The sequence below is a fragment of the Ekhidna sp. genome (assembly GCF_964218185.1).
Classification (GTDB): domain Bacteria; phylum Bacteroidota; class Bacteroidia; order Cytophagales; family Cyclobacteriaceae; genus Ekhidna.
Genome location: NZ_CAXPLV010000001.1, coordinates 118,238 through 134,447, shown reverse-complemented (window position 1 = coordinate 134,447; position 16,210 = coordinate 118,238). Strand labels below are relative to the sequence as shown.

Here is a 16,210-nt window from a genome sequence, read left to right as displayed (position 1 = left end):
AGTTAACCTTTAAAAAGCTGGATTATTTCATCCAATTTCAATGGTTTTTGCTCACCTGATTGCATGTCCTTAAGCATGTATTCACCAGACTCCATTTCATTGTCACCAATGATGAGCGTGTAAGGAGCTTGAATTTTATCAGCATAGTTGAATTGCTTCTTTATTTTATCAGATTCAGGGTAGAGATCAGCTTTGATTCCTGCCTCACGTAAATCCATTACGATTCTCTGACCATGCTTAAGATTCTCAATATTAAAGTGGACAATCAAAACATCCAGTCTTTGTGTGATTTTCTCAGGAAAAAGATTCAGTTCTTCCATTACATCATAAATACGATCCAGTCCGAAGGAGATACCAATCCCTGAAATCCCCTGAAGACCAAAAACACCGGTGAGGTTATCATAGCGACCTCCGCCGCAGATGCTGCCCATTTGTACGCTTGTGGGTTTCACCTCATAGATCATGCCTGTGTAGTAGGAGAGGCCTCTGGCCAATGATAAGTCCAGATCTACTTTTAAATTTTTGTCTTTAAACTGATCTAAAGATTCGAAATACTGCATTATCTCCTTTACGCCGGTATTTTCTGGAGCAATTGATTTCACTTTATCGATCAGTTGGTTAACATCAGATGAGGTAAGTAGGATCATAACTTCACTCATTCTACCAGCATCTCCACCAAGAGCTAACACGTTTTCAACCACCTTCTCACTTCCAATCTTGTCCAGTTTATCAATCTCTGCGCAAAAGGGAACCTCTTTTCCTTTTAAACCCACATACTCTGCAAGCATGAAAAGGATTTCCCGGTGGTTGACTTTAATGATGTAATCCTCGAGACTCAAATCATTGAAGACATCATTGAAAAGAAGTGTAAGTTCTACCTCATTCCAGATGCCATTACTTCCTATGATATCAGCATCACACTGATAAAACTCTCTGTACCTTCCTTTCTGTGGGCGATCGGCACGCCATACTGGCTGGATTTGAAATCGCTTAAATGGAAATGAAATTTCATGCTGATTCATCACCACGAAGCGTGCAAAAGGAACAGTCAGGTCATACCGTAAGCCTTTGTCAGCAATTTTGGAAGTAAGGTGTTTACTTCCCCTCTCATAATCATCTTCTGAAGTCTTGTTGAGGTAATCTCCGGAATTTAAAATTTTAAAAAGCAGCTGATCTCCTTCGTCTCCGTACTTCCCTGTCAGTGTAGAAAGATTTTCCATGGAAGGAGTCTCCAGCTGAGAAAAACCGTACTTGATAAAGTTCTTCTTGATTTTATCTATGATGTAGCTGCGTTTAGCAGAAACTTCAGGACCAAAATCACGGGTGCCTCGTGGAAGTGAAGGCTTACTTTTAGACATTCAATATTCGTTTTGGACAAAACTACATAATCCCCTAAATTTGCGGCTCATTTCACGTAAGAAGACCAAGAAAATGGCCGTAACAAGATTAGAAAGAAAAGGTAGAAAAAATAAAAATGTCGCTAAGAACAGAGTGAACACGATGAAGCGTTTGAACACTGTTCCTACTATCAAAAATGTAGACATTGATGAAATAAAGGCTGAGTTTGCTAAGAAAACTAAGTCGAAGAAAGAAGAGCCTAAAGCTGAAAAAGCGGCTGCTCCTAAGGCTGAGGCTGCTACTAAAGCTGAAGCAACAGAAGCACCGAAGAAAGAAGCTAAGAAAGCTGCTCCTAAGAAAAAGGCAGAGCCTAAAGCTGCTGAAAAGAAGGAAGCTAAGCCTAAGGCTGAGAAAAAGGAAACTAAAAAGGCTGCTCCAAAAAAGGCAGCTGCTAAGAAAAAAGAGGATAAATAATTATCCTTTATTATCAAGCCAAACAGACCTCTCGAATTGTCGAGAGGTTTTTTTGTGCATAAAAAAAAGCATTGACCTGGGCCAATGCTTTCCAGTTAGGTAGAAATAGTGACTATTCTCCTGTGATACGTTCTCTGATTCGCTTAACCTCTAGCGTGATGTCGCGCATCACATCTCTGGTTAAGATAAAGTTTGGATCACTCTGCATCTTTTCTTCAATTTCCTGAAGATCTCCTTTATATAGGCGATCTAAAATGGAAAGTTCAGTAATCATGTCGGCGATGGTATCATCAAATGGAAGATCATCCAATACTTGAATGATGTCCAGAAGTGCCTCTTCTTCACCTAGCACGATTTTCACTAGTGGCTCCAGAAGTTTCTGATTTTCAGGGGTGTCTGGGAAAGTTTCTAATGTGATTACTGCCTGATAAAGCCCTTCAACGAAACTACCAGTCAGTGCCAGTCCAGCCATGGTAAGGTGATGATCTTCCTCCATCTTCACGCTGGTCTCCAAAAATAATTTACCAAGTATTCGTGAAATTTCTTCCTCATTTTGACTTGCAATATGACCTCTGAACTCATTTAGATCATCTTCATTGTAGATGGCTGAGTCTCCTAAGAATTCTGCCATTTCGTGGGAAGCCTTCAGATAATCAATGCAATCTTCTTCATGGCCATATGCAGCCAGGTAGCTAATATCTGAGGCATAAACGCCCATATTAAGGGCCATCTTATCTCTGTTGCTTCTGTAGTTGTCAATGTTTTCGAGAGAGTTGATATGCTGCTTGTCAAATCCTGCGCCAACTGATTTCAGTGTAAACGGAACGAGAGAGGGGGGTGGTAAGTCTTCCATTAACTTCTCCAGGTCATGGATGGTTTTCTCCTCGGCTAATTGTTCTTTTGATTTCTCCTCACCTGTGGATGAGGGCGTAGTACAACTCGCTAAGAATGAAATGCAAGCTATAAGAGTTAGGACTTTGGTCAGTGACTTCATTATTGTTTTGTCTGGTTATCTATTCAAGTTTAATGTTTTTTGAAATAAAAAATTTGCGGTTTAGGAATTATATCCTAATCAGCGGCCTTTGTTTTATTCAAATGTTAAACGCCGATATCGTATAAAACCCCCGGAATATCATTCAATTCTCCATCTAAATAAACTTCTACTCTGGCATCAATAGGACGATTTTCTGTTTTAAACACAAAGCTTTCCAGACCCTCATTGAAAAATACCTGAATCTGTCCGGGAGATGCTAGTAGAACGTCCACCACAAAATCTCCCTGATTTACATTGCTAAATGGCAACACATTCTTATTTCCTTCAGTGGATTGAGCGCTCCATCTCATGGTGTAAGATGACTGCTTCCCAACGAGAATGATTTTCAGCTCTGTAAACTCCTTTTCTATTTTGAAGTTGAACATCGAAGCGCCATCCGAATAGAGGTTGCTGAGCTTACTTCTTCTTTTACTTATTATGCTCGATATCACATCTTCGGGGATGTATGTGTCATCCACTTTTGTTTCAAATGTGATAGAATTGCTGACCTCCTCTGTGCCACTGCTTTCATTTTCAGAGGAGGTACAACCTAAAAGTGCAGCTGTCAGCAGCCAAATACTTAGATTTCTTACCATGGAGGAAAGTTAGATAGAATCTATCTCCTCTTCAATATCAGTGCTGAAATAAGCGTGACAATTAGACCAACCGGGAAGATTTCTGTAAAAGTCATGGCTGCCATGACGTGGGGCTGTTTGTAAGACTCAATCCACTCGTTCATGTCATTTATCTGCGCAGCTTTCTCCTCAGCGGTCAAGTCCGATTGTTCAATTAGTTCGACCTGAGCAGCACCATATTTATCAGCAAAGTCCGGCGCAAAGGTGGGCATGTATATCATCCACCCAATCACATATATGATGGAAGCCACCAGAGAAATCCCAAGTCCATTCACAAAACCTTCTTTAAATGTGAGGCTTCCATTCTCATCGCGAATCTTCTTGATACCAATGAATACAGCGGTGAGTGCCGCAATCATAATGGTGTAGCCTACAATTTCACCCCCGGCAAAATCCGGAGTGTCACCAAATCCAATCGTGACAAACCAGGAACAGACAATCAGGCCTCCGCTGATCAGACCATATTTTAAAGCAATTTTCTTTTTCATGATGTTAGTTTTTTCTCAAAACACGCAGATAGGGTTGATATTTCTTTCATTCTTTCGGGTGATTTATGAATAATCATTCTTTTGAGGGATGAATGAGAGCCATGTCTCTGGCTTTTTGAATGGCCTGTGTTCTTCGCTTTACATTGAGTTTTGAATAAATATTGGAAATATGCGTTTTGGCTGTATTTAATGAGACAAACAGCTTATCTGCCACCTCCTGATTTGAAAATCCCTGAGCCAGGAGTTCCAACACTTCTACTTCTCGTTTGCTCAATCCTAGCTTGAAAGGATCATATTTTTCCTGACTGTTTTTTTTGATCAAGCTTGTACCCAGCCAGATTCCGAAAGCTAAAAACAAGATACCTATGATTGCTCCGTAAACTTCAATTTCAATATCTCTGACCATTGTTCTGTAGTGAATCACCTCAAGGAGTATCATCAATAATCCCATCACCCCTCCGTAAATCCAGTAGATTCTATTTAACTTCTTAAGCTTTCTCAAAATCTTTATAATTTTTCACTACTAAATCACTCCTATGTTACGCAAAATCACTTACATCGTCGCAAGGCTTGCTGCTGCTATAATAATGGGGCAGACCCTTTATTTCAAATTTACAGGTTCTGCTGAGTCTGTTTACATTTTCAAAACAGTTGGTATGGAGCCGTGGGGTAGGTGGCTGGTTGGCATTATGGAGTTGGTGGCGGCCATACTCCTGATCATCCCTAAAACAGCCTGGGCAGGAGGCGCACTTGCGATTGGCTTAATGGTTGGAGCTATTGGGATGCATTTGACACTACTTGGGATTGAGGTGATGGATGATAAAGGCCAGTTGTTTTATTATGCGTTGATCGTTTTTCTTTGCGGACTGTATGTTGTTTTCAACAACAAGGATAAGATCATACACGAAGTTTTACCTAAAATTTTTAAGAGAAAATGAGAAAACACTTTTGGATTTTAGCATTGGTACTAAGCGCTTGCGGAGGTTCAAATACATCAACTCCCGTGGAAGGAAGTCAAATCCCCGGTGGTGCTATTATTCAGGATTATGAATCAATCCCAGGGCTTCAAAAAGCAATTGTGAAAGTAGGAGCAAACACAGTAGGAGAAGGTGACTTTTTAAATGGTTTGCATCATGGAACCTGGACCAGATACGACTCTGATGGTAAAGTTCTGTCAATCACGACCTACCTGGAAGGTAAGAAGCAAGGGGTTGAATTGTTGTTTGATAATTCAGGATATGTGGCGACTAAGGCTTCCTACCACAATGATCAATTAAATGGAGAGTACCTGGTCTACAAGCGAAGAAGCATCACCGAACGGAAAAACTATAGTGGAGGGGTTTTGGATGGAGTTCAGCAAAAATTTTATGTAGACGGAACAGTCATGGAAGAATCAAACTATGTGAATGGTAAGATTCATGGAGTGGCTAAATGGTACGATCAGGAGGGAAATCTCAAGATTGAATACGAATATGACATGGGGAAACTTGTGGAGAATTGAGCCAAACAATCAAAAGACAAAAAACCGCTATTCTTAATGAGTAGCGGTTTTATTTTTATTGACCACCATCGGGTTCTTCATCGATGGTTTCTTCTGTTCGTGTAAAAATGGTTGATGTCACACAGCCACTGTCTTCATTGGTTGTGGATAGTGTCAGCGTGGTGCTGTTAACCGTTGCGGCAAATGTCTCGCATACATCCTCACCGTCTTCTACTGAGCAAAGAGTAATACCTCCAGCCGTGCTCCAGGTTCCGGGCCGTATTGACAAACCTTCCTGATATGAATAGGTGCCGTCTCCGTTAAGCTCCAGTCTGAAGCAAGATGCATCGTCGCAAGAAAGGCTTCTCTCAGAATTATCCGTAGGCTCCATGCAATCAGTCACTGCCACACTCGTACCGATCCATACTCCTACAAATGAGCCGGATCTATCATCGTCTTTACATCCTGATGTCCAAATCAGGGAAATAGCCGAAAGGATTAAAAGAAATTTTTTCATAAAGTAAAAGTAAATCAAAATTGGCTCAATAATATTGCTGTGTATATGGGAGGAATTGCATTTTCAAGCATGAGGGTTGGTAAAAAATACCGCCTCATTAATTATGGAGAGAAAAGTGAGTTTATGCTAAAGGAGGTTGTAGGAAGGAACGATTATCTTCTAAAAGATCTGTTTTCCATGGAAGACTATCTTATGAGTGAGTTGATTCAGTATGGTCAGGGAGAGGATTTTGAATTGAAAGAAATTTATAGCGAAAACATCTAGTCTATTTTAAAACAACCTATGAAACACATTCTTGTCCTTTGTGGCGGTCAGTCTCCTGAGCACGAAATTTCGGTTCGTTCTGCTAAGAACATTTTGAAAGCAATGGATCGGTCCAAGTATGATGTTACGCTCGTTGGCATCTCAAAGAATGGTGCGTGGAGATTGATCAGTGAGGAAGAGATGGGTGATGAAATCAACACTCAAGGCAGGGAAGTCACGATCCAGCCGGGACAAGCATCCTGCCTGAGTAGTGATGGTAAATCTCTGGGTGAGATAGATGCAGTATTCCCAATTCTGCATGGCCCTAACGGTGAGGATGGTACCATTCAGGGCTTGTTTCGATTATTGAAATTGCCTTTTGTAGGCCCAGGTGTGTTGGGTTCTGCAGTATCTATGGATAAAGATGTGACTAAGCGGTTGCTTCGGGATTCAGGAATGAAGGTGGCAGATTGGGTACTGATACAAAAAGGAGAAGCTATACCTTCTTTTGATCAAATTGCTTCTAAAGTTGGTTCCACAGTATTTGTGAAACCTGCCAATATGGGATCATCCGTTGGTGTCCACCGTGTAACCAACGGAGATGAATGGAAACATGCTATAGCCGATGCACTGAAATACGATAGAAAAGTGCTCGTGGAGCGTGGAATCAAAGGAAGAGAGTTGGAATGCGCTGTATTAGGGAATGAAAATCCTGAAGCTACCGGAGTGGGAGAGGTGCAGTCAGGAGATTTTTACTCATACGAGGAGAAATATGCCTCAGCATCACATGCTGAAATTATCATTCCAGCTAAAATTGATGCTAAATGCTTACCAATATTGAAAGAAACAGCCATCAAAGCCTACAAGTCACTTGATTGTGAAGGAATGGCACGAGTGGATATGTTTCTGACTGATACGGGTGAGATTTATGTAAATGAAGTAAATACAATACCGGGATTCACCAGTATCAGCATGTATCCTAAGCTGTGGGAGGAGGCCGGCTTGAGCTATTCTGATTTGATTGATAAACTGATCGATTTAGCTATCGAAAGAGGTAATTGAGAAAATACCTTGTTTTGGGTATTTGATTTAGGGACAAAATTCATTCTCTTTAATGAACCAACCCTAATCACTAACCATGAGACACGCGCTCATTCTCATTTTAGTAGCTCTCATCACGATCTCCATTATTTTGGTCATCTATCGTCCGGATTTGCTGGAAGATATTTGGTTATGGTTGGTTGGCTTGATCGGCCCGATTATCGGATTCACAAAAGCCATCGTCAAATCCATTTCCAATTTCTTCAAATCCATGGATCATGCTTAACCTATTCAAATCACGAGATAAAGAACTATTCAATCGTGTCATCCTTCAGGGAGTGGTTGTTTTTTTGGCCATTCTTTTCCTGACCTTGTTTTTCAATGAATACTTTGGGAATTCATGGATAGGTGGCATAGGAAGTCACTTTGCTGTCATTTTATCGTTTGCTCTGTTTGTTGCAGCCTTTGCCCTGTACAAATCATCGACTGAAAACAAAAAGAAGAAGCCGGACTCTATGTCCAAGTTTTTCTTTTGGGGGATCAGAGTAATTATTTTCATCCTTCTCGGTCTAGGTGCTTTTGGGGTGATGATGGTTTTTGAGACCAACACTGCTGACTCGGCAGTTTTTAAGGCAGTAGGATTGGGTATAGTCACACTCTGGGCCTGCATTTTTCTGTCCTATTTCATTTGGGCCATCTATTACTACAATGTAAATCTTGGTTTAACGGATGAAGAATGGAACAAAATCTATTCTGCTAAGGAGGATAAGCGTCAAGGAAATTTTTACAATGAAGACGACATAGAAGCTGAGCCTAAATACAATCCTTACAAGGATGAAACTTTCGGAATGCCCAATGGGACAGTTCGTGGCATGATTGCTTTTTCATTGCTCTTCGGTGCAATCGCTCTGCTGGTGGTAAGCTTCGGGATGACCAATGAAATAGATTCAAGTTCTCTTTTCTGGGATCAGTATGAGTTTTTCAAAACGGCATTTCTTATGATGATCGCTTTCTATTTTGGTAGCAGGTCGTTACAATATCTGCGACCAAATGGAGCTCCGGTTCCTGTTGGAAAGGATTCTCCATCCCCATCAGCCGGTTCGACACCACCAACTATCGAGGAGCAAGTAAAGAAGGAAATGAAAGAGCCATCTCCAATTGGTGCTACTGATCCCATGCAAGCAGCGGAGGTAGAGAAACCCAAAGAGGAAAAGCCAGCCAAGGAAGATTTTTCCACTGTTGACCCAATGAAAGGCTAAGATGAAACGCCTACTCATCATTATTTGCATTGTATCGATACTGAGTTCCTGTAAGGACGACAGGGGGTTGGTAGTAGGCAAAATCAAGAAAGCGTCAAAGCTTGCTACCACTGAGTTCACGATTGACAAAATTGTGTATGGAGTTAAAAGAAAGCGGCTTTTATGGGTAGTAAAACTCAATGAAGCTAAGTTTTTGGCTCACTCAAAAGCAATAGTAAAGGCAGGTGTAGATCTGGAAAAACTGAAAAAGGAAGATGTTGATATTCAGGGGAAAAGCATTTCTCTTAAACTTCCACCAGTGGAGGTAATCAATTTTTCGTACCCCTCTGAATTCTTTGCCAGGGATACGCTTATTTCTACTGATGCTTTCCTGAATAAAATTTCTTTAGAAGATCAAGAGCAATTTTTTCAGGATGCGGAGATCGATATTCGAAATTCGCTAAAGCACATGAACATTGTAGAGGCCACTCAAAAGAAGACCCGACTGATGCTGGAAAACCTCCTTCGGACACTCGGCTATCAGGAGATCTATATTGATTTTCATGAAGGGGAGCTTATTCCCGAAATATTAGAAGAGGAGGTAGGCGTATGATCTACTTCCTCCTCAAAAACTGGAAGCTCTTTTTAGACATCATTTTGGTGGTGGGAGGACTGATAGCGTTCACTTTTTGGGATCCTATTGGGATGTTTACCAATGCGAAAACCAAACAAACGGCCAATCTGGTCACTGGAGTTCGCGATATCGGTCAGTTGGTCACGGCTGAATATTATGGTGAAGTGATTTCTTCCTGGAAAGAGTTTAAATTGACAGAGTTTCCTTCTGATACGCTCACCGATTTTGCCGAAGAAGCCTGGCAGGAAGTCACATTCACTATCTGGCAGAATCGCAATCGTAAAAACGAACTTCAAGAACGTGTTAGAAACTCTCCTTTTTGTAGATCGCTACCTGGCAAAAACGCATACAATGAATTTGTTGCCAGCCTGGGTAGCCAATACCTGACTCGCAAGATGGATCGAATTTACAAAGACGGTCAACTGGTGAAGGGTGTTGAACGAACAATCTACAAACGAGTGCTGAAGGATTTAGAAAAGGAAGAGAAACGTTTGAAGAAATCACTGGGATTGCGTTCCGGCCAATCGAGTCCAGAGCTGGAAGAAGCTATGAGAAATCACCTGCTTGAAGTGCCTGCATTTGTATACGATTTCTTCCCGTTTTATCAATATGTGGTGCAGCGAGACTTGGATCAGGAGAAGAGAAAAAATATCGTATTTATAGGTCGTGGGTGGGTGAAAGCCGGTTTTGATTTTGGTCAGCTGGATGAAAGCAATTTCCTCTATGATGAAGATAGGAAAATGATTCACTTCTATGGCATCAAGCCCACTGTACTGGATGTGGATATCAATCCCTGGTTTATCCCTGAGAGAAAGGTAAAAGGATTTGAGCTGGTGTCATTTTCTGGAGATGTGAATTTTGAAGAAGCGAAAGAAGTGAAGAGGCAGTGCAAGCAAAAGCTGCTGGCACAGGCTAGAGGTGCTGAAATAGTGGAGCGAGCGGAAGAGAATGGTAAAGAAGCACTCCGAAATTTCTTTTCCTTACTGTTGGATGAGCCCGACCTGAAGGTGTCGTTCCATACCCATCCGTATGATTTGCATCTGGCTGTGATCAAGGCAGATACACTCGTGGATAAGTATGAAGCCTTTTTTATCGACAGCCTCTATCAGCGATACCTTGGTGAGGTGGACACGGTGAGTCAAGACAAAAATGAAAAGATAACTCAGCATTTTCAGCGCTTTGTTGCAGGCCTGAAGAAGCTATCGTTTCTGGAACCACAGCACCCTTTCAGCTACTACTCATTGGGTATTGCCAATGTTTTGAAAGATACATTTCATATCAGTAAAGAGGATGAACTACAATTGATCAAGTGGAGAGATACACTCAGAACCAAAGAACACACGCTTACATCCAGAGTCACAAAAATGAATAAAGTCTGGTTTACTTCAGGTGATTTCAGAGTGGATTGGAATGAATCATTGATTGCACTTGATAGTGCCGCCATTTCCCACACCGACAGTACTTTGAATTTATTGAAGTACCGCTATCAGATTATTCCATTAAAGGACTCTGTTGATCAAAACAAGTGGCAGGAAAGAGCTCAGATGGTTGATGATGAGCTGTGGAGAAACCTTTTGATCTCAGAGATAGATACCGTTGAAAAAGTCGTACAGCAGCGGATCATTGAAGAAAATAAACTAAGACCGCTGACGCGAATGCGTGTCAGTGTCACTGACTTTCTAGACCGAATAAAAAAATAACCATGATAAAGAAACATTACATCAAAGAACTAAACATCCCTAAGGTGGTGAAAGTGGGGTCGAAAGGGTACGATGTGCAAAAAGTGCAGGAGTGGTTAAACCTGTGGAGATTTGTAGATCCTCTATGGTTTCATCGCGTATCGGTGGATGGCGACTATGGTCCGCAATCAGAGGCTGTGGTTCGTGATTTTCAAAAACATAAAAACCTGACGGTAGATGGTGAGGTAGGACCAAATACGTTCAGGGCATTGACCAGCCCCATGTTTAACGCTTTCAGTCGGTTGAATGGAAGTGATCTACGCCAACTGATCGTTGGATACGCACGCCAGCACTTGCAGAATATTCCTCGCGAGCTTTACAATAGCAACATAGGTCCCTGGGTACGTGCCTACATGGATGGAAATGAAGGAAAGGAATGGGCATGGTGCATGGGGTTTGTACAGACGGTTTTAGATCAGGCCACTACTTCGATTGGAAGGCGATTTACGGAGATCATGCCGCATTCATACAGCTGCGATGTGGTAGGAAGCCACGGTCTGAAAGAAAACAAGTTGCACAGAAATGTAACACTGAGGAGCAACCCCAATTTGATAGAGCCGGGCGATGTATTCCTAAATATGAAAACTCAATATGACTGGGTTCACACCGGAATTGTGATAGGAGTGGAGGGTGACTGGATGCACACAATAGAAGGGAATACCAATGATGAAGGCTCGCGTGAGGGATTTGAGGTTTGCCTGAGAAGGAGAAACTTCCAGGCAAACACCATAGATATCTACAAGGTAGATTAAAGAGAAACTTAGCTAGAAGATCAATACTTCTTTTTCTTTTCTCTTTTCTCTGCTTTTTTCTCCTTGGCAGTCTTAGCCGGAGCTTTTTTTATAGCTTTTTTTGCGTCTTGTCCTTTTGACATATTGTTTTATTTAGACAGGAAAGTTCGCTAAAAATTTGTCAGAAAAAACGCCGAAACCTGCTTTTTATTTTCATCTTGAATCCTGCCTATCAAGTCATACTTTCACATGGCTTAAGAAAAATTATTAGTGCTCAACTTCCAGCAAATGGTGTCCCGAAGATTCCAACTGCTAGTTCTGCCCAAATAAGAAGAAATGCAACAAGAATGATTGCGATCAGGGCAATGCGGTTTTCTCTGTTTGGCACTTTTCTTAAGATTAATTCAAGCGCCACTCCAGTAACAACAAGCAATATTCCCATCACCAGAAAGTCAAATACAGACCAACTGACTTCAGATGAAAATTGCATTCCAAAAAAAGGAATCAGCAGTAGTATTGGCACTGCTAAAAGGATTTTTATAAGTCTTTTGTTTTTGTTCATTGTGTACATGGTTTAAAAAATTAAGTTGAAATTGATTTACAAATAGTTCTGAGTAATTACTAGTCGAAAGCTCTCACCGCTTGACCAAAAAAAAGGATCATAAATTTCCAACTACACGTGTTCTTTATTTTTGTCTCTTGATTCATTTTCTATTGGTTTAGAAGTTGTTCGATAGCGCCAATGTGCTTCTTGAAAGCGGCTATTCCACGCTCTGTTGCATAGTAACTTGTGTTTGGTTTTCTGTCCAAAAACTCTTTTTTGAATTGTACATAATCACTCTTTTCCAATGACTTGAGATGGCTCGCCAGGTTCCCATCTGTTACACCCAGCAAGTCTTTTAATGCATTGAAATCAAGTGAATCGTTAACAACCAGAGCCGACATGATTCCTAATCGAATCCTGTTTTCGAATGCTTTATCTAAATCTTTGAGCAGGTCTTTCACAACTTATATTTCCGATATACTATAGCTCCATACAAAATGTGCAGCCCACCAAATCCAATTGACCAGAAGATCAATCCATGCTCAATGTATTGCATAGCAATTAGCCCCAGTGCTACTTCCAAAAGACCCAAGTTTCTTATTTCGTTTAAGGTGTACTTGCTCACATTTATCAACGCCAAGCCATAAAAGATTAATGACAAAGGGGGTAGCATCCCTATGAAACCTTCAAATAGAAGTGTCAGGCACAATATTCCTCCTGTAAAAAGTGGAATTGTCAGATTGACCAAAATCCGCTTAGTATGATGATCCCATATTCTTTGATTGCGTTTTTTTGTCTCCTTTGTAGTGAGGTAGATCACGGATAAAATGGCCAGCAAAAGAGTGCCAAGACTTATTTGCCAAAGCTGATCAAATCGATCGCTTGAAATTGCTACTCTGTCAAAGATCAGATAATCCTGATATTCAAAAACAAACTTATGGAGGAGATAGACTCCTGTAAGGGCGATTACTCCAGCTGTGATTCCCGAAAGCCCACTCAATGAAATGAACCTGGAAGAACGGTTCATGATGTCCTTGATCTCCTTCAGGTCTTCTATGTATTTTTCTTTCATTTAAAAGTACTTTGAAATACAAAGTAAATATACGAAAGTGTATTTAGCAAGTTTAAGAGCGTTGATTTAGGTAGAGGTAAATTCCCAGATGGTCTCCATGGCCATTCTATCCCTTAAACCCTTGGCGTAATGTACTTTTCGGATCATCCCGTATTGATCCATCAAAAACTCGGCAGGTATGGTCTTTATAGATTCATGGCCAGACATCCAATGCATTGGGAGGTTTTTCTTTTTCGCTTCAAATACTTTTTGAAAGAAGGAAGTAAAGTGACTTTTACTAGATTTCAATGCTGAGCTTTCAACCCCATACTTATCATACCATAATTTTTCGGGATCGGAAATCAGCGGTATTGGTGACACGGACCTGTGAAAATTACTGGATAGAAGTATTTTTTTCTTTGATTCAAAGAAGAAAATCATTTCTAATCCTTTAGCCTTTAACTCTTCTTGATGTTTTATCAGGCTATGAACTCGAGTATTGCAAAATGGGCATCCTGCATGTCTGAAAAACGCAATTAGAACTTTTTTGCCTTTATATGTACTTAGATCTATCTCACGGTCAAAGATGTCATTGAGCTTAAAAATAGGTGCCGGAGCGTTAATTTCCAGTGTTATTCTTCCCTTGTCTGATAGCATATTATTTGTTTGAAATTGGGTAGTTTGATTCTATCTACGTAGAAACTCATGATGTTGGCTTTGCGAACTTTTCCTAGCCGCACTAGCTTTACCTTCTATGGATTATTGGGAGCTGATTCGAAATGCATACAGCGGGTATGCCAACTACCTGTGGCGTGAGATGACCCAGCCAGGTTGGCACAGTTACTTTTATTGGTTGATTGGTGTGTCGGCTTTTTTTTTGATACTGGAGTGGGTAAAGCCCTGGAGGAAGGATCAGTCGAGATTTAGAAAAGACTTTTGGTTGGATTTCTTCTATATGTTTTTCAACTTTTTTCTGTTTTCGCTCATTGTGTTCAATGCGGCATCTGATTTGGTTGTTCACTTTTTTAATGAGCTCCTTGCCTCCATTGGAGTAAAAAACCTGCTTGCTTTCGAGGTGATGAGCTGGCCTACATGGGCGCACTTATTGGTAGGTTTTATAGTGAGGGATTTTGTGCAATGGAATACTCACCGTTTGCTTCATAGAGTGCCATTTCTTTGGGAGTTTCATAAGGTTCATCACAGTGTAAAGGAGATGGGTTTTGCGGCACATCTTCGCTACCATTGGATGGAGACTGTAGTGTACAGATCTATCGAATACATTCCCCTTGCCTTGATAGGGATTGGGCTGAGAGATTTTTTTATCATCCACATTTTCACCTTGGCAGTTGGTCATTTCAACCACTCCAACTTCAAGCTGAATCTAGGACCTTTAAGATACATCTTTAACAATCCTCAAATGCATATCTGGCATCATGCAAAGGCATTGCCTAAAGCGCGAAGATTTGGAGTGAACTTTGGTCTCACCCTCAGTATTTGGGATTATCTTTTTAAAACCAACTACATTCCAGAGAATGGGAGGGATATCGAACTAGGATTCCCTGGAGACGAAACTTTTCCGAAAAATTTTACCGGGCAGATTAGCCACGGATTCACAAACCATACTTCTCCAGCTTCTCCCAGCCGCCACCATTCATCACCTTGAAGCCATTGGCTTTAAGCATCCGTTTGACCTGCCCACTCCTCATACCTGAAGCACAACAAGTGATGATGGGTTTTGTCTTGTCTAGCTGACCTATGTAACTGGGGATACTATCCATTGGGATGTTTTTGCTATTGCGAAGGTGGCCACCTTCAAATTCCGTTTTGGAGCGTACATCAATAACAACAGCACCCTCCTCAATGAACTGTTTAATTTTCTTTCCTTTGTTGAATAATCCTAGCATAGTTGTGTTCCTAATGAAAAATTAAATTAACTCAGGATCATAAACCTCTACCAGCATTAAATCGTTCCCTTTCTCAAAATGGATCGCTCCATTTTTCATTTGTATAGACATCTGTGCCTCCCAGAGTTTTTATAAAGGCGATTACAGCCTCCTTTTCTTCCTGCGTCATGGCTAGGTTTTGAGGGTTTCCTTGTGGATTTAACCTTCGATCCAGCCCCACCACATCAGGTATATTATTGTAATGATCTAAAACGTCCTCGAAATCAACTGAGAATCCGGTATGCATAAATGGGCCATTGGCTTCTCCAGCGGGGTTATTGAACTCGGGACGGTCAGAAAACAGTTCTTTGCCTTTGTTCTCCTGATCGGTGAAGTTTGGAAAATTATGATCTTCATCAGCCACTTGTGAGCGTCCAGCATCGTACTTAGAATCGAAGGACTGAATGCTTCGGATAAACTGGGCCAAGGCTAACTGCATGCGCTTCTCAGTAACTTCGCTATCCCCATAGACGAAGGTGAAGAGCTCATTGTAGTAATCAATGGTTTCCATTTTATCACAAAGTCCCTGAATATCTTCATTGCCATCTTCACCACTGAATCCCATCTCTACATGATCCTGAATTGGCATTGTTGTCTGAAGCTCCAGCGTATTGGCACGCTCATCCCAAAAGAAATTATCCCCATCAGCAAATCGTGCATTGATCAGACGCATGGAATGTCGTCCTGTGGTGCCGTTAACACCTGTAGATGCAGCATCTGGATCGCTAAAAGCGAAGGATTGCTGATGACAACTGCTGCAGGAGACCGTGTTGTCAATGGATAGATTTTTATCGTAAAACAGAACCCTACCCAAAACAACTCCGCCATCGGTTATGAAATTTGTAGCTGTATTGTCATCATTTATGTAGTTGGGAATTTCCTGATTTGCATAGTTTGGGAGGTTCTCAAGATCAATACGACCATCAAAGGTTGCTAAAATGGCATCCTGAGAGACAGGAGTCATTTCTTCAGCTTCAGAGCTACATGAAACAAGGAGCAGGGAGGTCAGGGTGATTAGTGCCATTAATTTATTAGTCATAATCTTCTAGTTTGAATTTATGACGGGGAGTTTGTGGTTTAG

Annotated in this window: 23 protein-coding genes; 11 read left to right on the top strand and 12 right to left on the bottom strand. The window is 41.1% G+C overall.

Annotated features, from left to right (window positions below; translation table 11 throughout):
- Positions 1-2 precede the first annotated feature (2 nt).
- A complete protein-coding gene (hisS, locus tag ACEQZT_RS00665; RefSeq protein ID WP_370086245.1) occupies positions 3-1,358 on the bottom strand; it encodes a histidine--tRNA ligase in 1,356 nt (451 codons plus the stop codon).
- A 142-nt stretch (positions 1,359-1,500) separates the two neighbouring features.
- On the opposite strand from hisS, the gene ACEQZT_RS00660 reads away from it, so the two are divergent.
- Positions 1,501-1,812, top strand: a complete 312-nt coding sequence (locus ACEQZT_RS00660) for a hypothetical protein (RefSeq protein WP_370086244.1) — start codon at positions 1,501-1,503, stop codon at positions 1,810-1,812.
- A 112-nt stretch (positions 1,813-1,924) separates the two neighbouring features.
- On the opposite strand, the gene ACEQZT_RS00655 is transcribed toward ACEQZT_RS00660, so the two are convergent.
- The 4 genes from ACEQZT_RS00655 to ACEQZT_RS00640 all read right to left on the bottom strand — a co-directional run bounded on the left by ACEQZT_RS00655 (position 1,925) and on the right by ACEQZT_RS00640 (position 4,470).
- Entirely contained in the window at positions 1,925-2,806 is an 882-nt protein-coding gene (locus tag ACEQZT_RS00655; RefSeq protein WP_370086243.1) for a hypothetical protein, read from the bottom strand.
- A 104-nt stretch (positions 2,807-2,910) separates the two neighbouring features.
- Entirely contained in the window at positions 2,911-3,441 is a 531-nt protein-coding gene (locus ACEQZT_RS00650) for a hypothetical protein (RefSeq protein ID WP_370086242.1), read from the bottom strand.
- Between the two features lie 20 nt (positions 3,442-3,461).
- A complete protein-coding gene (locus tag ACEQZT_RS00645; protein WP_370086241.1) occupies positions 3,462-3,968 on the bottom strand; it encodes a DUF4199 domain-containing protein in 507 nt (168 codons plus the stop codon).
- Between the two features lie 73 nt (positions 3,969-4,041).
- Positions 4,042-4,470 carry a response regulator transcription factor gene (locus ACEQZT_RS00640; protein ID WP_370086240.1) on the bottom strand — a complete coding sequence of 143 codons (429 nt, stop codon included), beginning with the start codon at positions 4,468-4,470 and terminating at the stop codon, positions 4,042-4,044.
- A gap of 34 nt (positions 4,471-4,504) precedes the next feature.
- Between ACEQZT_RS00640 and ACEQZT_RS00635 the strand changes: the two genes are divergently transcribed.
- Positions 4,505-4,906 carry a DoxX family protein gene (locus ACEQZT_RS00635; protein WP_370086239.1) on the top strand — a complete coding sequence of 134 codons (402 nt, stop codon included), beginning with the start codon at positions 4,505-4,507 and terminating at the stop codon, positions 4,904-4,906.
- Positions 4,903-5,469: a toxin-antitoxin system YwqK family antitoxin gene (locus tag ACEQZT_RS00630; protein WP_370086237.1), complete on the top strand. Its 567-nt coding sequence runs from the start codon at positions 4,903-4,905 to the stop codon at positions 5,467-5,469. The genes ACEQZT_RS00635 and ACEQZT_RS00630 overlap by 4 nt, the downstream gene beginning before the upstream one ends.
- A gap of 55 nt (positions 5,470-5,524) precedes the next feature.
- Here the strand turns inward: ACEQZT_RS00630 and ACEQZT_RS00625 are convergent, their stop codons facing one another.
- On the bottom strand, positions 5,525-5,965 hold the full coding sequence (locus tag ACEQZT_RS00625; protein WP_370086235.1) for a hypothetical protein: 441 nt from the start codon (positions 5,963-5,965) through the stop codon (positions 5,525-5,527).
- Positions 5,966-6,010: 45 nt separating this feature from the next.
- Here ACEQZT_RS00625 and ACEQZT_RS00620 point away from each other — a divergent pair, with 45 nt between their 5' ends.
- The 7 genes from ACEQZT_RS00620 to ACEQZT_RS00590 all read left to right on the top strand — a co-directional run bounded on the left by ACEQZT_RS00620 (position 6,011) and on the right by ACEQZT_RS00590 (position 11,612).
- The gene (locus ACEQZT_RS00620; RefSeq protein ID WP_370086234.1) at positions 6,011-6,229 is read left to right on the top strand and encodes a hypothetical protein; all 219 of its coding nucleotides are present in this window, start codon (positions 6,011-6,013) and stop codon (positions 6,227-6,229) included.
- A gap of 18 nt (positions 6,230-6,247) precedes the next feature.
- The gene (locus ACEQZT_RS00615; RefSeq protein ID WP_370086232.1) at positions 6,248-7,270 is read left to right on the top strand and encodes a D-alanine--D-alanine ligase family protein; all 1,023 of its coding nucleotides are present in this window, start codon (positions 6,248-6,250) and stop codon (positions 7,268-7,270) included.
- 76 nt (positions 7,271-7,346) lie between these two features.
- Positions 7,347-7,535: a hypothetical protein gene (locus tag ACEQZT_RS00610; protein WP_370086230.1), complete on the top strand. Its 189-nt coding sequence runs from the start codon at positions 7,347-7,349 to the stop codon at positions 7,533-7,535.
- Positions 7,528-8,508 (top strand): hypothetical protein, encoded by a 981-nt coding sequence (locus ACEQZT_RS00605; protein WP_370086229.1) that lies wholly within the window; start codon positions 7,528-7,530, stop codon positions 8,506-8,508. The genes ACEQZT_RS00610 and ACEQZT_RS00605 overlap by 8 nt, the downstream gene beginning before the upstream one ends.
- Position 8,509: 1 nt before the next feature.
- Positions 8,510-9,100, top strand: a complete 591-nt coding sequence (locus ACEQZT_RS00600; RefSeq protein ID WP_370086228.1) for a DUF4230 domain-containing protein — start codon at positions 8,510-8,512, stop codon at positions 9,098-9,100.
- On the top strand, positions 9,097-10,821 hold the full coding sequence (locus tag ACEQZT_RS00595) for a DUF4230 domain-containing protein (protein WP_370086227.1): 1,725 nt from the start codon (positions 9,097-9,099) through the stop codon (positions 10,819-10,821). Before ACEQZT_RS00600 ends, ACEQZT_RS00595 begins: the two co-directional genes overlap by 4 nt.
- Positions 10,822-10,823: 2 nt before the next feature.
- Entirely contained in the window at positions 10,824-11,612 is a 789-nt protein-coding gene (locus ACEQZT_RS00590; RefSeq protein ID WP_370086225.1) for a peptidoglycan-binding protein, read from the top strand.
- Between the two features lie 253 nt (positions 11,613-11,865).
- On the opposite strand, the gene ACEQZT_RS00585 is transcribed toward ACEQZT_RS00590, so the two are convergent.
- From ACEQZT_RS00585 to ACEQZT_RS00570, 4 genes are all read right to left on the bottom strand, one after another.
- Positions 11,866-12,153: a hypothetical protein gene (locus ACEQZT_RS00585; protein ID WP_370086224.1), complete on the bottom strand. Its 288-nt coding sequence runs from the start codon at positions 12,151-12,153 to the stop codon at positions 11,866-11,868.
- A 149-nt stretch (positions 12,154-12,302) separates the two neighbouring features.
- Positions 12,303-12,596, bottom strand: a complete 294-nt coding sequence (locus tag ACEQZT_RS00580) for a winged helix-turn-helix domain-containing protein (RefSeq protein WP_370086223.1) — start codon at positions 12,594-12,596, stop codon at positions 12,303-12,305.
- Positions 12,593-13,207 (bottom strand): hypothetical protein, encoded by a 615-nt coding sequence (locus ACEQZT_RS00575; protein WP_370086222.1) that lies wholly within the window; start codon positions 13,205-13,207, stop codon positions 12,593-12,595. The genes ACEQZT_RS00580 and ACEQZT_RS00575 overlap by 4 nt, the downstream gene beginning before the upstream one ends.
- Before the next feature lie 66 nt (positions 13,208-13,273).
- Complete coding sequence (locus ACEQZT_RS00570; RefSeq protein WP_370086221.1) at positions 13,274-13,843, bottom strand: redoxin domain-containing protein; 570 nt, start codon at positions 13,841-13,843, stop codon at positions 13,274-13,276.
- Positions 13,844-13,940: 97 nt separating this feature from the next.
- On the opposite strand from ACEQZT_RS00570, the gene ACEQZT_RS00565 reads away from it, so the two are divergent.
- Complete coding sequence (locus tag ACEQZT_RS00565; RefSeq protein WP_370086220.1) at positions 13,941-14,849, top strand: sterol desaturase family protein; 909 nt, start codon at positions 13,941-13,943, stop codon at positions 14,847-14,849.
- Here ACEQZT_RS00565 and ACEQZT_RS00560 read toward each other — a convergent pair.
- Both ACEQZT_RS00560 and ACEQZT_RS00555 read right to left on the bottom strand, forming a co-directional pair.
- The gene (locus ACEQZT_RS00560) at positions 14,797-15,090 is read right to left on the bottom strand and encodes a rhodanese-like domain-containing protein (RefSeq protein WP_370086219.1); all 294 of its coding nucleotides are present in this window, start codon (positions 15,088-15,090) and stop codon (positions 14,797-14,799) included. The two genes, ACEQZT_RS00565 and ACEQZT_RS00560, sit on opposite strands and share 53 nt — an antisense overlap.
- 73 nt (positions 15,091-15,163) lie before the next feature.
- The gene (locus ACEQZT_RS00555; RefSeq protein ID WP_370086218.1) at positions 15,164-16,168 is read right to left on the bottom strand and encodes a cytochrome-c peroxidase; all 1,005 of its coding nucleotides are present in this window, start codon (positions 16,166-16,168) and stop codon (positions 15,164-15,166) included.
- Between the last annotated feature and the right edge of the window lie 42 nt (positions 16,169-16,210).

What these genes read in the sequence shown, in the direction of transcription:
- ACEQZT_RS00610 (WP_370086230.1), top strand. Translation starts at nt 7,347, where the DNA reads ATGAGACACGCGCTCATTCTCATTTTAGTAGCTCTCATCACGATCTCC.
- ACEQZT_RS00645 (WP_370086241.1), bottom strand. Translation starts at nt 3,968, where the DNA reads ATGAAAAAGAAAATTGCTTTAAAATATGGTCTGATCAGCGGAGGCCTG.
- ACEQZT_RS00590 (WP_370086225.1), top strand. Translation starts at nt 10,824, where the DNA reads ATGATAAAGAAACATTACATCAAAGAACTAAACATCCCTAAGGTGGTG.
- ACEQZT_RS00595 (WP_370086227.1), top strand. Translation starts at nt 9,097, where the DNA reads ATGATCTACTTCCTCCTCAAAAACTGGAAGCTCTTTTTAGACATCATT.
- ACEQZT_RS00625 (WP_370086235.1), bottom strand. Translation starts at nt 5,965, where the DNA reads ATGAAAAAATTTCTTTTAATCCTTTCGGCTATTTCCCTGATTTGGACA.
- ACEQZT_RS00585 (WP_370086224.1), bottom strand. Translation starts at nt 12,153, where the DNA reads ATGAACAAAAACAAAAGACTTATAAAAATCCTTTTAGCAGTGCCAATA.
- ACEQZT_RS00600 (WP_370086228.1), top strand. Translation starts at nt 8,510, where the DNA reads ATGAAACGCCTACTCATCATTATTTGCATTGTATCGATACTGAGTTCC.
- ACEQZT_RS00660 (WP_370086244.1), top strand. Translation starts at nt 1,501, where the DNA reads ATGAAGCGTTTGAACACTGTTCCTACTATCAAAAATGTAGACATTGAT.
- ACEQZT_RS00620 (WP_370086234.1), top strand. Translation starts at nt 6,011, where the DNA reads ATGGGAGGAATTGCATTTTCAAGCATGAGGGTTGGTAAAAAATACCGC.
- hisS (WP_370086245.1), bottom strand. Translation starts at nt 1,358, where the DNA reads ATGTCTAAAAGTAAGCCTTCACTTCCACGAGGCACCCGTGATTTTGGT.
- ACEQZT_RS00655 (WP_370086243.1), bottom strand. Translation starts at nt 2,806, where the DNA reads ATGAAGTCACTGACCAAAGTCCTAACTCTTATAGCTTGCATTTCATTC.
- ACEQZT_RS00605 (WP_370086229.1), top strand. Translation starts at nt 7,528, where the DNA reads ATGCTTAACCTATTCAAATCACGAGATAAAGAACTATTCAATCGTGTC.
- ACEQZT_RS00570 (WP_370086221.1), bottom strand. Translation starts at nt 13,843, where the DNA reads ATGCTATCAGACAAGGGAAGAATAACACTGGAAATTAACGCTCCGGCA.
- ACEQZT_RS00560 (WP_370086219.1), bottom strand. Translation starts at nt 15,090, where the DNA reads ATGCTAGGATTATTCAACAAAGGAAAGAAAATTAAACAGTTCATTGAG.
- ACEQZT_RS00635 (WP_370086239.1), top strand. Translation starts at nt 4,505, where the DNA reads ATGTTACGCAAAATCACTTACATCGTCGCAAGGCTTGCTGCTGCTATA.
- ACEQZT_RS00575 (WP_370086222.1), bottom strand. Translation starts at nt 13,207, where the DNA reads ATGAAAGAAAAATACATAGAAGACCTGAAGGAGATCAAGGACATCATG.
- ACEQZT_RS00565 (WP_370086220.1), top strand. Translation starts at nt 13,941, where the DNA reads ATGGATTATTGGGAGCTGATTCGAAATGCATACAGCGGGTATGCCAAC.
- ACEQZT_RS00555 (WP_370086218.1), bottom strand. Translation starts at nt 16,168, where the DNA reads ATGACTAATAAATTAATGGCACTAATCACCCTGACCTCCCTGCTCCTT.
- ACEQZT_RS00630 (WP_370086237.1), top strand. Translation starts at nt 4,903, where the DNA reads ATGAGAAAACACTTTTGGATTTTAGCATTGGTACTAAGCGCTTGCGGA.
- ACEQZT_RS00650 (WP_370086242.1), bottom strand. Translation starts at nt 3,441, where the DNA reads ATGGTAAGAAATCTAAGTATTTGGCTGCTGACAGCTGCACTTTTAGGT.
- ACEQZT_RS00615 (WP_370086232.1), top strand. Translation starts at nt 6,248, where the DNA reads ATGAAACACATTCTTGTCCTTTGTGGCGGTCAGTCTCCTGAGCACGAA.